This window comes from Adhaeribacter terreus, assembly GCF_042657365.1.
GTDB classification, from domain to species: domain Bacteria; phylum Bacteroidota; class Bacteroidia; order Cytophagales; family Hymenobacteraceae; genus Adhaeribacter_A; species Adhaeribacter_A terreus.
On record NZ_JBHSKT010000004.1, the window covers coordinates 442,076 to 456,577 of the forward strand.

At 43.4% G+C, this 14,502-nt stretch carries 12 protein-coding genes and 1 rRNA gene; 5 read left to right on the forward strand and 8 right to left on the reverse strand.

Annotated elements, in window-relative coordinates; translation table 11 throughout:
• The first annotated feature begins 85 nt into the window (after positions 1–85).
• A complete protein-coding gene (locus ACFPIB_RS09435; RefSeq protein WP_378017196.1) occupies positions 86–1,990 on the forward strand; it encodes a TonB-dependent receptor in 1,905 nt (634 codons plus the stop codon).
• A 305-nt stretch (positions 1,991–2,295) separates the two neighbouring features.
• On the opposite strand, the gene ACFPIB_RS09440 is transcribed toward ACFPIB_RS09435, so the two are convergent.
• Positions 2,296–3,135, reverse strand: coding sequence for a hypothetical protein (locus tag ACFPIB_RS09440; RefSeq protein WP_378017197.1), 840 nt, complete (start codon positions 3,133–3,135; stop codon positions 2,296–2,298).
• Positions 3,136–3,240: 105 nt separating this feature from the next.
• Between ACFPIB_RS09440 and ACFPIB_RS09445 the strand changes: the two genes are divergently transcribed.
• Both ACFPIB_RS09445 and chrA read left to right on the forward strand, forming a co-directional pair.
• On the forward strand, positions 3,241–4,215 hold the full coding sequence (locus ACFPIB_RS09445; RefSeq protein ID WP_378017198.1) for an isopenicillin N synthase family dioxygenase: 975 nt from the start codon (positions 3,241–3,243) through the stop codon (positions 4,213–4,215).
• 131 nt (positions 4,216–4,346) lie between these two features.
• Entirely contained in the window at positions 4,347–5,519 is a 1,173-nt protein-coding gene (gene chrA, locus ACFPIB_RS09450; RefSeq protein ID WP_378017199.1) for a chromate efflux transporter, read from the forward strand.
• A 179-nt stretch (positions 5,520–5,698) separates the two neighbouring features.
• Here the strand turns inward: chrA and rfbA are convergent, their stop codons facing one another.
• The 6 genes from rfbA to prmC form a co-directional block, all read right to left on the reverse strand.
• The gene (gene rfbA / locus ACFPIB_RS09455; RefSeq protein WP_378017200.1) at positions 5,699–6,577 is read right to left on the reverse strand and encodes a glucose-1-phosphate thymidylyltransferase RfbA; all 879 of its coding nucleotides are present in this window, start codon (positions 6,575–6,577) and stop codon (positions 5,699–5,701) included.
• 82 nt (positions 6,578–6,659) lie between these two features.
• Positions 6,660–7,664 (reverse strand): SDR family oxidoreductase, encoded by a 1,005-nt coding sequence (locus ACFPIB_RS09460; protein ID WP_378017201.1) that lies wholly within the window; start codon positions 7,662–7,664, stop codon positions 6,660–6,662.
• A 141-nt stretch (positions 7,665–7,805) separates the two neighbouring features.
• Entirely contained in the window at positions 7,806–8,852 is a 1,047-nt protein-coding gene (rfbB, locus tag ACFPIB_RS09465) for a dTDP-glucose 4,6-dehydratase (RefSeq protein WP_378017202.1), read from the reverse strand.
• Between the two features lie 11 nt (positions 8,853–8,863).
• Positions 8,864–9,904 carry a UDP-glucose 4-epimerase GalE gene (gene galE, locus ACFPIB_RS09470; protein ID WP_378017203.1) on the reverse strand — a complete coding sequence of 347 codons (1,041 nt, stop codon included), beginning with the start codon at positions 9,902–9,904 and terminating at the stop codon, positions 8,864–8,866.
• 15 nt (positions 9,905–9,919) lie between these two features.
• On the reverse strand, positions 9,920–11,221 hold the full coding sequence (locus tag ACFPIB_RS09475) for a nucleotide sugar dehydrogenase (RefSeq protein ID WP_378017213.1): 1,302 nt from the start codon (positions 11,219–11,221) through the stop codon (positions 9,920–9,922).
• Positions 11,222–11,381: 160 nt separating this feature from the next.
• On the reverse strand, positions 11,382–12,338 hold the full coding sequence (gene prmC / locus ACFPIB_RS09480) for a peptide chain release factor N(5)-glutamine methyltransferase (RefSeq protein ID WP_378017204.1): 957 nt from the start codon (positions 12,336–12,338) through the stop codon (positions 11,382–11,384).
• A gap of 58 nt (positions 12,339–12,396) precedes the next feature.
• On the opposite strand from prmC, the gene ribD reads away from it, so the two are divergent.
• Together ribD and ACFPIB_RS09490 are read left to right on the forward strand one after the other, a co-directional pair.
• Positions 12,397–13,452, forward strand: a complete 1,056-nt coding sequence (gene ribD / locus ACFPIB_RS09485) for a bifunctional diaminohydroxyphosphoribosylaminopyrimidine deaminase/5-amino-6-(5-phosphoribosylamino)uracil reductase RibD (RefSeq protein ID WP_378017205.1) — start codon at positions 12,397–12,399, stop codon at positions 13,450–13,452.
• Positions 13,453–13,598: 146 nt separating this feature from the next.
• On the forward strand, positions 13,599–14,081 hold the full coding sequence (locus ACFPIB_RS09490; RefSeq protein WP_378017206.1) for a GAF domain-containing protein: 483 nt from the start codon (positions 13,599–13,601) through the stop codon (positions 14,079–14,081).
• Between the two features lie 344 nt (positions 14,082–14,425).
• Here ACFPIB_RS09490 and rrf read toward each other — a convergent pair.
• Positions 14,426–14,502: ribosomal RNA gene (rrf, locus tag ACFPIB_RS17480) — 5S ribosomal RNA — on the reverse strand; the annotation flags it as partial.

Here is a 14,502-nt window from a genome sequence, read left to right on the forward strand (position 1 = left end):
GCGTTTTACCTTCGGCCGCCATCTTCACTAAAATGCATTTGCAGCCTTAAGCCGGAATAAGTAATTTAGGAAAATTGTTTTTGCCGTGTCCAGATTGTTTGCCTTTTTCTTTCTGCTTTTTCTGGCGCCGGCTATAAAAGCAGCGATTCCGGACAGCACCGCAGTTTACGAAATGAAGGCGGTTCGCATTGGCATTAACACGTTCACGTTCCGGAATTTTCTGGCCGGCACCGACAGCCTGAATAAAACCAACCAGTTACGCTATTATCTCGGCCAGGACCATACGTACAATTCTACCTTACCCGAAAGCCGTTTTACCCGCGAAGATTATTTTGCCAATTTGAACCATAGCTGGAATTTCCGGCAAAACTGGTGGCTGGAAGAACATGTGCTTTACCAGCATAACCGCGCCAGCCAAACCGAAACCGGAAGCTTTACCGAACATGTACGCTTTTCGCCGCAACTCTTGCCCGACTGGCAACTGCAGACTTCCGTTTTTGCCGGCATACGCCGCGATGCCCGCAGCCAGCGTACCGACACCGGGCCTGAATATGGCGGTACGTTATTAGCCGGCTGGTCGCAGCCCGCCGACCTGGAAAGTGCATCGGGAACTATTCTTTTCAGCCGCGCGAATCTTTCACCGCGCACATTTCAGCGCCTGATTGCCGATGCCCGTTACGATAAGCAATTCAGCAGTTTTGCCGCCATTGGTTTACGCAGCGAATACCGCCAGAACCGCACCGAAGATTATACCGGCAACAATGTGCAACGCATTCAGAGCGATACGCTGGCGCTTTATTTTACCGGTACTTACAACATTACCAACGCGCTGGTTTTCCGGAGTTCAAACCGCCTGGCTTTACCGGAACGCACCTTTTCTTACCGCCCGCTAACGGAAAAAACCGCCGCTATTCCCGATTCTCGTTATGACCAATTTGAACTGGAAACCTTGCAGGAAATGCTTTACCAAACCCAGAAGCTGCGCGGGAATCTGCAATTTGGTTACCGGGAAAGAAATCGCCGCTACGCCACTTCCAAAGATTTGCTGAAAGACCTGCTGCAAAATACTACTTCGTGGGGCGCGGGCCTTACCTGGCTATTTACCGAAAAACACAGCATTTCTACCCAGAACCAGGGCGAACTTTTGCGGGTGAATACGCCCAGCGAAGATAATAACGAAGACCGCGACGAAGTTTTTTACGAAAGCCGCCTGCAATTTACTTCCCGCTGGCGCCCAAATTTCCGGACCAATTTTGGTTTGGTGGGCGCTTACAAGCAATACGTTTTTATTAAAGCCGCGCAAAGTGCCGAAAACTATACCGAACGCAGTTTATTTTACGAACCAGGTTTTGTGTGGGCACCAAGCAAATTCAGCTGGGATGCGCAGATGCAATTACAGGCTAATTACCAGGTGCGCAGCCTGCTTTCTGAACAACTGAAAAACCGCGCGAACCGTACCTTCAACCAAACGCATTTATTCCGCTACGATCTTAGCAAAACGCTGGCGCTGCAATTGGAATATTACCGCCGCGAAAACCGTTTGGGCCTGCTGAACTGGGAACGTTTCTCGGAAAGCCCTTTGGATACTACCATCAGCAATACGCTGGCTTTGTTCGCTAAAAAGTACGTTGCGGGTAAAAAGATACACAGCAGTTTCCGGGGTGGTTACCGTTATTTTGAGCAGCGCATTCGCAGCAAAGCGGGTTTGAGTCTTCCGGGAGAAACACCGGAGCTAATTTACCTTCACCAGGTTACGCGTCAGCATGGTCCGGAAGTTAGTTATGAAGGCCGTACACAAAAAAACATGCGGATTTATGCCAGCTTATGGATGCAGCGTCTGCACACTTTCAAAACGTATCGCGAAGCCGGAATTCCATATTTAGGCAGCACATTTACCCCGGAAGAACTGGCTGCTAATCAAAAGAATTGGTACCCGTATTTCGATGTGTCCGTGCATTGGCCTTTGCGGTTTTCGCGGTATGGGAGGTAATGTGCTAATTTTTTAATGTGCTAATGTAAAAATCAGGAAATCGGGGAATGTGAAATGGGTGAATGCAGAAATGACTTTTTTTGCTGAAAAACATAGTGTTTTTTAGTTCACACTCTTAAACCTCACAGGTTTTAAAACCTGTGAGGTTTTTGGTTTCTGTTTCTGACTTTTTTGCCTCAAAACCCTACCGTTTTTCAGCAAAAAAAGCGGCAAACCGCTTCCGGTTGCCGCTTTTTTGTTTCAGATCTGAATTTCTTAATACTGCTAATGATAACGCATTAGCACATTAAAAAATCAGCACATAATTAAGCTGCTTTTAAGGTAATAGTGCGCTCTACGGTGTTGTATGGGCCCGGAATTACGTTACCGGCATTATCCAGCAGTTCGAGTTTGATCTTGTTTTCGCCCATTGGCAGGCCTTCGATAGAATATGGCAACCAACGATCCAGCATAAATTCGGTGCCATTAATGGTGGCACGTACTTTATTGCCTTCCGGCGAAAGATCGGTGTTTACCAGGTAAAAATCGAGCATGATCTTTTTAGTGTCGTTACCAACGTATTCGCCTTTCGGACGGCTGTAAAACATATGCGGAGCTTTCAGATCGAAGTTATTAGCTTCTTTCGGTTTGCCTACTGAAAATGTGCGCAATTCGTAAGCAGATTTGTGCTTCAGGCTTTCGTGATAAGAGCGCGACAGGAACGACAGCACTACGTGGTTGCCTGCTTTTACATCTTTGGTAAAGCTGGTTTCGTAGTGCGCGGTGTACGGTTCGTTGTCTACAATATTATGAATGTGCTGGCCTTGCATGGAGTTTGCCATTTCTTTAGAATGGTCGTGGCCGGTCATTTCGGTTAATTTGAAATTGGTAAGCTCATAACGGAACTGTACCGCGCCGCTTGGCAAGGTGGAGCCACCAGCCGGTTCTACCATTTTCAAGGCTGCTTCAGCAAATTTCGGCGAATCGTCGAAGGAATAAACTTTCAGGCCGTTCTTTTCCATCACCTCGTTAATAGGTTGCTGCGCTACTGTTTCGGCACCGTTTGGCGTAGTGGTAGTTTCAGTAGTAGTTTGTTTGGTTGAATCGCAGGCGGAAAAGGCCAGCATGAACGAACCAGCCAGGAATAATGAATAGTGTTTCTTCATAGTTTTTTTAATTAAAGGATTACCGTTTTGCGGCTCAAGTTATAAAATTTTTATTTACCTTGCGAGGTACGACAATTTACGTTTTAAAGATTACCATTATTTAACATGAGCGAGAAATTATTAGACAAAATACCATCGCTGGACTTAGCCGACTTCCTTTCCGGAGATCCGGCGCGTAAGCAGAAATTTGTAGAAGAACTTGGAGCGGCTTACAACAACATCGGCTTTATTGCCTTGCGCAACCATGGCCTTTCGGATGATCTTTCGAACCGTTTGTACGCCGCAACCAAAAAATTCTTCGCCCTGCCTGACGAAGTAAAACAGAAATACGAAAACCCGGCACTGGCGGGTCAGCGTGGTTACATCAGCAAAGGAAAAGAACACGCAAAAGGTCGCAACACCGGCGATCTGAAAGAATTTTTCCATGTGGGCCAGGAAGTAGAAGACAATGATCCGATAAAGGAAGAATATCCGGAAAATATCTGGCCGGAAGAAGTACCGGAATTTAAAGAAACGGCACTGGCAGCTTATAAAGCGCTCGAAAAAGCCGGCAAAGAAATTCTGCGTGCGCTGGCCATTTATTTAGATCTGGATGAAAATTATTTCGACGATAAAGTGCATCACGGTAACAGCATTTTGCGTCCGATCCACTACTTCCCGATCGAAGATCCGGATAGCGTGCCAGCCGATGCGGTTCGCGCTGCCGAACACGGCGATATTAACTTGATCACGTTGCTAATGGGTGCTTCTGCCGATGGCTTGCAGGTGTTGCGTCGCGATGGAAAATGGATCCCGATCACGGCCTTGCCGGAACAAATTGTGGTTAACGTAGGCGATATGCTGGCGCGTTTAACCAACAACAAACTGAAATCTACCATTCACCGGGTAGTAAACCCACCGCGCGAGCTGATGCATACATCGCGTTATTCTATTCCTTTTTTCATGCACCCGCGTTCCGAAATGGACTTAACCTGCCTGGAGAGCTGCATAGATGAGCAAAACCCGAAAGCTTATCCGGATGCAACGGCCGGCGAATATTTAACCGAACGCCTCATTGAGCTCGGATTATTGAAAAAATAAATTAGTTGTTAGTTGCTGGTTGTTGGTTTTTGGTAAAAAAACAGGATATTTAATATATACCTGAAAGGCCTGTATTTCAGATCTGAAAGCCAACAACTAACAACTAACAACTAGCAACCAACAACTGAATTTTGAGCCTTCGCCACTACATTTTTCTGAAGGATGTGCTCATCCTGGCGCTAACCGCTTTTGGCGGACCGCAGGCGCACGTGGCTATAATGTTCAAACTACTGGTAGAAAAACGGCGCTATCTCACTGAAAAAGAACTCATTGAATTAAATGCTCTCTGCCAGATCCTTCCCGGCCCGAGTTCTACGCAAACATTAACCGCTATTGGTTTTCGGTTAGGCGGCCCTAATCTGGCTTATCTAACTTTGCTGGTTTGGATCATTCCGGCCTTTATATTTATGACATTGGCGGCGCTGGCGGTAACGTATCTGCAAAGCCGCAATATTTCTCTCCATTTTACACGTTACATTCAGCCTATTGCGGTTGGTTTCGTAGCTTTTGCCGCTTATAAGATCAGCACTAAAGTTATTGAAAGCAAAACCGGCATTGGCTTGATGATCATTTCGGCAATTCTTTCTTATTTCTTTCGTTCGCCCTGGGTTTTTCCGGTGCTGTTACTGGCTGGCGGCGCTGTTACTGCTATTCGCTTTAAAAATCATCCGCTGGAACCCGATAAAAAACTGAAGATACAATGGAGTAATTTTATTCTTTTTGTGGCCGTGCTGGTAACAGCAGCAGTTTTTGGTAGCATAACCAAGTGGCGCGCTATTTTACTTTTCGAGAACTTTTACCGTAACGGCACGCTGGTTTTTGGTGGTGGCCAAGTGCTGATTCCGCTGCTTTTCACCGAATTTGTGGAATATAAGCAATATTTAACTTCCGAAGAATTTCTTTCCGGCTACGCATTTTTACAGGCATTACCGGGTCCCGTTTTCGCCTTTACACCTTACATTGGGGCTTTGGCTATGCGCGAATATGGCATTGGAGGTCAGATCTTAGGCTCAATTGCAGGCACAGCGGGCATTTTTCTTCCGGGCACCTTCTTTATCTTCTTCGTGATCCGCTTCTGGAATGAATTGAAAAAATATCGGGTAGTAAAAGCCTCGCTGGAAGGCATAAATGCGGTAAGTTCCGGAATGGTTTGCGCAGCTGCTATTTTACTTTTTCATCCCATAGAAGCTAACTGGCTCAATATAAGCATTGTAATTATCACGTTCGCCATATTACTCTGGACAAAAGTGCCGCCGCCGTTCATTATTATTCTGGGTTTATTGCTGGGTTTGGTAATTCCATAACGCAGTACTTTTTAGTTCCTAAACCCTACCGTTTTATAACTTTACTTTTTTGTCTCCAAATCATAGCGTTTTCAAAACTCTTTCTATTAAGACGCTTTCCTTAAACCAGAAACATTTAAAAACAGAAAACCCGCAACTTAAAGGCTGTGGGTTTTTCTATTCAAAAAGATAGCGTTTTCTTAAGCACTGAAGACTTTTTCTGCGGCCAGATTCAGTAAATATTGGCCATAACCGCTTTTTGTAAGAGGCTTGGCAATTTCCTGAAGCTGTTCTGTAGAAATGAAGCCCATCCGCCAGGCAATTTCTTCTATACAGCCTATTTTCAAACCCTGACGCTCTTCAATGATCTGTACAAAATTGCCGGCCTGCATTAAAGAATCAAAAGTTCCGGTATCGAGCCAGGCCGTTCCACGACTTAAAATTCCAACTTTCAACTTGCCCCGACGCAGGTATTCTTTATTTACGTCGGTAATTTCGTATTCGCCGCGCGCACTTGGCTCTAAGTTTTTGGCAATTTCTACTACATCGTTATCGTAAAAATATAAGCCAGGTACTGCGTAATTCGATTTTGGCTTGGCCGGTTTTTCTTCAATGGAAAGCACATTCTTATTTTCATCGAAATCTACCACACCGTAACGCTCCGGATCGTATACATGGTAGGCATACACCACACCGCCATCCGGATCGTTGTTGCTTTGAAGTAATTCGGCTAAGCCACTTCCGTAAAAGATATTATCGCCTAAAACCAGCGCTACTTTGTCGGTGCCAATAAATTCTTCCCCGATTACAAAAGCTTGCGCCAGTCCATTCGGAACTTCCTGAATAGCGTACGTAAATTCGCAGCCCAGATTTTTACCGTCGCCAAGAAGTTTTTTGAACATCGGCATATCATGCGGCGTGCTGATGATCAGGATCTCACGAATACCGGCCATCATTAAAATTGATAGCGGATAGTAGATCATCGGCTTATCGTAAACCGGCATGAGCTGCTTGCTCACAGCGAGGGTTAATGGGTGTAAACGAGTACCGGAACCGCCGGCCAGAATAATGCCTTTCATATTTTAATTGTTCAATTGTTGCATTGTTAAATGGTTGCTTTCAGACAGAATAACTAACAATTTAACAATTAAGCAATTTAACTTAATTATTATAAATAAACTCCTGGTTGTTCAGGAACCACTGATATGTTTTCTGCAGACCTTCCCGAATACGGACTTGGGGATCGTAACCCAACAGATTTTTTGCTTTCGATATATCGGCTAAACTATCACGGATGTCACCGGCACGGTCTGGTCCATATATTGGTTCGATATCAGTTTTAGCTTCTTCTTTCAGAATGTTGAAAAGATCGTTTAGTGAAGTCCGGTCTCCAACGGCAATGTTGTAAACCTGGTTCACTGCTTCCGGTTCTGCAACCAAAGCGGCTTTAATATTAGCTTGTACGCAGTTCTCCACGAAAGTAAAATCGCGGGTTTGCCCGCCATCGCCGTTCATTTTAGGTGGCTGGTTTTTCATTACGGCATCTATGAACAATGGAATAACCGCCGCATAAGCACCATTCGGATCCTGACGCGGGCCAAAAATATTGAAGTAACGCAAACCGATAATTTCCATGCCGTAGGTTTTGCCAAACACATCAGCATAAAGTTCGTTGGCATATTTCGTAACAGCATACGGCGAAAGCGGCTTGCCAATTTTGTCTTCCACTTTCGGAAGCGCTTTGCTATCGCCGTAAGTAGAAGAGGAAGCTGCATAAACAAAGCGTTTTATTTTCTGATCTTTCGCAGCCGTAAGCATATTCACAAAACCGCCGATATTCACGTTATTGGAAGTGATCGGATCGTTTATGCTCCGTGGAACCGAACCTAAAGCTGCCTGGTGCAACACAATATCCATTCCTTCGCAAGCTTTTTGGCAAACTTCCGGATCACGGATATCACCTTCCATCATCTCAAACGCCGGATTATCTAAGAATGCACGCACATTTTTAGGAAATCCGTTGGAATAATTATCGAGTACACGCACTTTTCCAACGTTATATTTCAATAAATATTCAACAATATTAGACCCAATAAAGCCTGCGCCGCCCGTTACTAAAAATTTCTTGTTTTCAAGCGATTCGGTATGGAAAGGATGTTCGTACACTTTTTATTTAATTAGAAATTTAAAATTAGAAACTAGAAATTGGCTAACTCAGAAAGATGGAAAACGATATGGTTTTGACCTCCAAAAGTCGAAACCTGATTTAACCATTCCTGATGCTGAATTCCTAATTTTTATTTAAACCTATCGGTTATATTGTTCCTGGTAATAACTTTGGTATTCGCCGGAAGTTACGTGCTTCAGCCATTCCGGATTTTCTAAGTACCAGTCTACCGTTTTGGCCAAGCCTTCTTCGAAGGTTACGGATGGTTTCCAACCCAACTCGTTCATGATTTTAGACGAATCGATGGCGTAACGCAAATCGTGGCCCGCACGGTCCGTTACAAAGGTGATCAATTTCTGGGAAGTACCTTTTTCGCGACCCAGTTTTTCATCCATGGTATCGCAAAGCAAACGGATCAGGTCAATATTTTTCCACTCGTTTACGCCGCCAATGTTGTAGGTGTCACCGATCTTGCCTTTGTGGAAAACCGCATCAATCGCCGTAGCGTGATCTTTTACATACAGCCAGTCGCGCACGTTTTCGCCTTTGCCGTAAACCGGCACCGGTTTCATGTTCTGAATATTGTTGATAGCCAGTGGAATAAGTTTCTCAGGAAAGTGGTTCGGACCGTAGTTATTCGAGCAGTTTGAAACTTTTACCGGAATGCCGTAAGTATCGTGGTAAGCGCGCACAAAATGGTCAGAGCTCGCTTTAGATGCCGAATATGGGGAATGCGGATCATACTTGGTTTCTTCGGTGAACATCCCGGTTTCGCCTAAAGTACCATACACTTCGTCAGTAGAAACGTGGTAGAACAGGCGCGTGCTATAATCGTTTTTCCAGGTTTCGCGGGCCGCATTCAGTAAATTACAGGTTCCTAAAACGTTCGTTTTCACGAAAGCCATCGGGTCGGTAATGGAGCGGTCCACGTGGCTTTCAGCTGCCAGGTGAATAACCGAATCGAACTGGTTTTCGCGGAAAATCTCGTTAATGAACGTCTCGTCTACAATATCTCCTTTAATAAAGGTGTAATTTGGCTTGTCTTCAATGTCTTTCAGGTTTTCCAGATTGCCGGCGTAGGTTAGTTTGTCCAGGTTGAAGATCTGGTATTCCGGATATTTGGTAACGAACAGGCGCACCACATGAGAACCAATAAAGCCAGCACCGCCGGTGATCAGGATTTTCATACTTTTATTAGCTATTTCGATACCGTTTGTTTTTCTAAATGCATTTGCCAATTCCAGGCGCTCCGTAAAGCCTCTTCCAAACTGGTTTCAGTTTTAAAACCTAATTCATGCGTAGCTTTGGTTACATCGGCATAAATTTTCGGCACATCGCCTTCCCGCCGTGGACCAATCTGGTAGTTCAGTTTTTGTCCGGAAGCTTTTTCGAAGGCCTGAATTACTTCCAGTACACTGTTCCCTTTTCCGGTACCTACGTTGTAAATCTCGAGTTTTTGCGTGTTTCCGAATAGCAATTTATTGATGGCAACCACGTGTGCTTTGGCCAGATCTACCACGTGAATGTAATCGCGGATGTTCGTGCCGTCAGGCGTATCGTAATCATTACCAAAAACGGTCAATTTCTCTCTTATACCTGCTGCAGTTTGCGTAATGAACGGCACTAAATTGTTCGGAATGCCAAGCGGGAGTTCACCAATCTTAGCGGAAGCATGTGCACCAATCGGGTTGAAGTAACGCAGCGCGATAGATTTAATTTGCGTGCCACTATTAGCCAGATCGGAAAGAATATCTTCGCAGATTTGCTTGGTGTTTCCATACGGCGAATTGGCTTTTTTCACTGGCGTGGCTTCGGTAACCGGCAATGCATCCGGAATGCCGTAAACCGTGCAGCTCGAAGAAAAAACCAAGTTTGTAACCGTGAACTCTTCCATCACCTGCAGCAAAGCCACCAAAGAGCCTACGTTATTATGGTAATACTTCAGCGGTTCTGCCACCGATTCGCCTACGGCTTTGTAAGCGGCAAAATGAATTACGCCGGCAATGTCTTTTTCGGAAACAAAAACTTCGCGTAAAGCCTGTGTATCGGTGCAATCTACGCGGTGGCATTTTACTTCGTGGCCCAGAATTGCTTCAATGCCTTTTAAAGCGCTTTCCTGAGAATTCGAGAAATTATCGACAATTACCGGTTCAAAACCGGCTTCGGTGAGTTCTACCACAGCGTGCGAACCAATAAAGCCGGCGCCACCGGTTACTAAAATCTTGCTGCTATTCTTCACGCCTCAATTTTCCTTTTATAAGCTCCAATACAACATTCCATCGGTAAATTTATTCCGATAGATGCCTTTAATGTCCATCACCACTGGGTTTTCGGTCGTGATCGATTCGAAATATTTTTCATCCAGATTCAGGTAGTCTTTGTGGTTTACGGCTACAATTACGGCGTCGTAATCGTTACCCGCTTTTTCTACCAAGCTGAAACCGTATTCGTGATTTAGTTCATCAGAATCGGCGTGCGGATCAACTACATCTACGTTTACGCTGAAATCTTTCAGTTCCTTGATCACGTCGGCCACTTTGGAATTGCGGATGTCTTCCACGTTTTCTTTGAAAGTAGCACCCATTACCAGCACTTTAGCTTTGGAAATATCTTTGCCCTGCTTCACCATTAACTGAACGGCTTTTTTGGCAATGTAAGCGCCCATGTTATCATTGGTCGTACGTCCGCTCAGAATTACTTTGGCATCGTAGCCCAGTTCTTTCGCTTTGTAAGTCAGGTAATAGGGGTCTACACCAATGCAGTGACCACCAACTAAGCCCGGAGAGAATTTCAGGAAGTTCCACTTGGTTCCGGCGGCTTCTAAAACCTCGTAAGTATTAATGTTCAGGCGGTCGAAGATCAGAGAAAGCTCGTTCATGAGCGCGATATTTACGTCGCGCTGGGTGTTTTCAATGATTTTAGCAGCTTCGGCAACTTTAATGGAAGAAGCACGGTGCACGCCGGCTTCTACTACCAGTTCATATGTTTTGGCAATCTCTTCGGCAGATTCAGCATCGCAACCAGAAACTACTTTTACAATTTTAGTAAGCGTATGTTCTTTATCACCCGGGTTGATACGCTCCGGAGAATAACCAACTTTAAAATCAGCAGGGAATTTCAAACCTGATTCCTGTTCTAAAACCGGAATACAATCTTCTTCGGTGCAGCCAGGATAAACGGTAGATTCGTAAACCACATAATCGCCTTTTTTCAGCACTTTGCCTACCGTTTTCGAAGCCGAAAGCAATGGTTTCAGGTCTGGCATGGCGTGCTCATCGATTGGAGTTGGAACGGCTACTATAAAGAACTGCGCCTCGCGAAGCACGTCTAAATTATCAGTAAATGTAATATCAGTCCCTTCAAAAGCCGAAGCTTCCAACTCGCCGCTCGGATCGATGTTGTTCTTCATCATTTCCACGCGCTTAGCGTTGATATCGAAGCCTATCACTTTTGTTTTTTTTGCAAATTCTAAAGCAATGGGCAAGCCTACATAACCTAAACCGATCACGGCTAATGTTGCTTCTTTGTTTACTAACTTATCGTACACAGTTTTTATGTTATTTATTAGTTTCTGAATGTAATTGAAGATGACTTTTTGAGGCTAAAACTATAGCGTTTTGCACAAAACACACCTTATCTGCGGCCGCAACACTTTAACGGCGAGCAAATTTAGAAGAATATTCTTGAAATTCCCGAATAAATCTGACAGCGATGGATTAAGTTCTGGTGGGCAATGCAGCAGTTACAAAGCGATCTTTCCCAAACAGGTCGCAGCTTACGCTAAGGCTTTGGTAGCCTTGACTTTTTAGCATCTCAATTAAAGGATCGGCAAATTGTTCATTTATTTCAAAATATAATTTCCCGCCCGGCTTCAACCACTTCTTCCCGACTTCAGCGATGCGTTTATAATATAGGAGCGCATCATTGTCAGGTACAAATAGAGCCAGGTGCGGTTCGTGGTCCAGTACGTTTTTACGCATTTTAGGTTTCTCGTTTTCCAGAACGTATGGCGGGTTGCTAACCAGAATATCCAGACTATGGGCTTTTACCGGAATTTTATCTTCAAAAATATCTGCTTTGATCCACTGAATGGGTTGTCCATATTTCAGAGCATTTTCATGTGAAACTTCAAGCGCTTTTTCAGATATATCGAGACCATACACTTTCGCACAATCCAGCACCTCGGCCAGTGTAATGGCTATGCAACCGCTACCTGTACCAATATCTAGTATATGCAGTTGTGGCCGGTGCTGGTTTTCCTTTATGATTTGGGCAACTAATTCTTCTGTTTCAGGACGAGGAATTAAAACGGCCGGCGTAACCTTAAGCTCCAGATCGAAAAAATGAGCGATTCCGAGTACATATTGTAAAGGTTCGTGCTGCAACAATCTTTCGATCAACTTCTCAGTGGTCACCTCAACTTCGTGAGAAACAAGATCGTAACGCTGCATACTCAATTCCAACCTACCAATGCCTAATACATGCCCGGCAACGGCAAATGCTATGGCCGAAGCTTCAGGTTCTTCATAAATTTCAGCAATTGCTGTCCGAATATGATTAATTAAGTCCTGCGTTTTTTTCACAGCGGGAGTATTTTGATAATTTTGTAAGTTACCTCTAGGAGGTTTTTGATTAAAGTTAAAGTTAGAAGCTTTTTCTTTAAATTCAGCCACCTCATCTCATTTTGTCTTTTTGAATTATCTTTATCTGGCTCCTAATTTTTTTAACAAAATGATGACACCCGCCGACAATTTCTTTATGCTTCGAGCTTTGGAACTGGCAGCCTCCGGCGCCGGCTATACCAGTCCAAACCCATTAGTTGGTTGCGTAATTGTGCATAATAACGAAATTATTGGTGAAGGTTGGCATCAAAGCTATGGGGGGCCACACGCGGAAGTGAATGCGGTGAATGCAGTTAAAGATAAAAAATTGCTGTCTCAAAGCACCGTATACGTAACACTGGAACCTTGCTCCCACTTCGGCAAAACTCCTCCTTGCGTCGACCTACTGGTAAAACATGCGGTAAAGAAAGTAATAATCTGCAACAATGATCCGAATCCTTTAGTAGCCGGACGCGGAATAGCAAAGCTACGCGAAGCGGGAATTGAAGTGGAAAGCAATTTTTTAGCTGAAAAAGGTAGCATTTTGAACCGGCGGTTTTTTACATTTCATCAGCAAAAGCGCCCTTATATTGTTTTGAAATGGGCACAAACCTCAGATGGTTTTATTGCTAAAGAAAATTATGAACCAGCTGCAATTTCAGGAGCCATTTCAAAAAACTTAGTTCATAAATGGAGAACAGAAGAAGCTGCTATTTTGGTAGGCACAAATACTGCTCAATTTGATAACCCGAAACTGAATATCCGCGAATGGTCAGGCAAGAATCCAATCAGGCTGGTAATAGATAAAAATTTAAATCTTCCTTCTGAGCTACATTTATTCGATAGAAATCAGAAGACTATAGTTTTCAATTTAAAACGTACTGAGTTTTTACACGATAACTTGGAATTTGTTCGTTTAGATCCTGAATCTGACTTTTTGAGCCAATTGCTATACCATTTACATCAACGTCAGATTCAATCCGTTTTAGTGGAAGGCGGCACGTTCTTACTTAATTCATTTATTAAGAATAACCTTTGGGACGAAGCGCGTATTTTGCGTAGTCTTAAGCAATTTAGTGCAGGCATTTCGGCGCCTGATCTGCCACTCAATTCATTAACTGAAAATTTTTGCATTGATCAAGACCAGCTTTTTATACATCGGAATAATTTCTTCTTTAACAATTAACTCTTTGACAGTTATTGCTCTTTTTAAGATTTAAACATTTTTTCAGCAAAATGAACTATAGGATTAAATAATGAAAACTCGTATAGTTCATAAAAAGCTAACTCTATAAAAAATTCTCAACATATACAATTAAATCTATATACGTTATGTCAGAAACTTTAGTAATAAACACTAATAGCTCTAAAGCTGATAAGTATAAACAACTCCTTCCTCAAATAGAATCCTTAACTACTGGCGAAAAAGATCTAATTGCGAATCTGTCGAATACAATGGCCGCATTGAAAGAAGTGTTCAATTTTTTCTGGGTAGGCGCTTACTTGGTTAAAGAAAATCAGCTAGTGCTCGGTCCATTTCAAGGTCCAGTGGCATGTACCCGAATTGCTTTCAATCGTGGTGTTTGTGGTGCCGCTTACACACAAAAAACGACTATTTTAGTACCTGATGTAGAAGCCTTTCCAGGACATATTGCCTGCAGCAGTGCTTCAAAGTCTGAAATTGTAGTACCTGTTTTTAAAAATGGAAATGTAGTAATGGTGCTTGATGTAGATAGCGATCTATTAAATGATTTTGATGAAACTGATAAAATTTACCTGAAAGAATTGGCTAATTTAATTTCTAATTGGTTTTAAATCCTTTTTTAAAGGCAGTCCGTGCGAAGTCAGCTTTCAACTCAACTGTAATTATATTGCACACTATTTTCGATAACTATCAGACATAATAGCGATATTATATAGCAGCATTACTTATTAACTATGAAATTTGTAAATAGAGCGCACCTGAGATTTGTAACTTTTAATTTTTATTGATGTTCAGGAATGAAGCTATTTTCAAGAACGTTTGCTCTTCTCCTTCCATTCAGCACTATCATCGTCTTTCCAGTTCTTCCTCATCCTCCAAGCAAGCCACACTTACCTAAAACACTTTACAACGCAAAAGCCCCAACTTATTACTAAGCTGGGGTTTAGTTAAATGGGGTTGGCGGCTACCTACTCTCCCGCCTTTGACAGCAGTACCATTGGCGCTACGGGGCTTAACTTCTCTGTTCGGAAT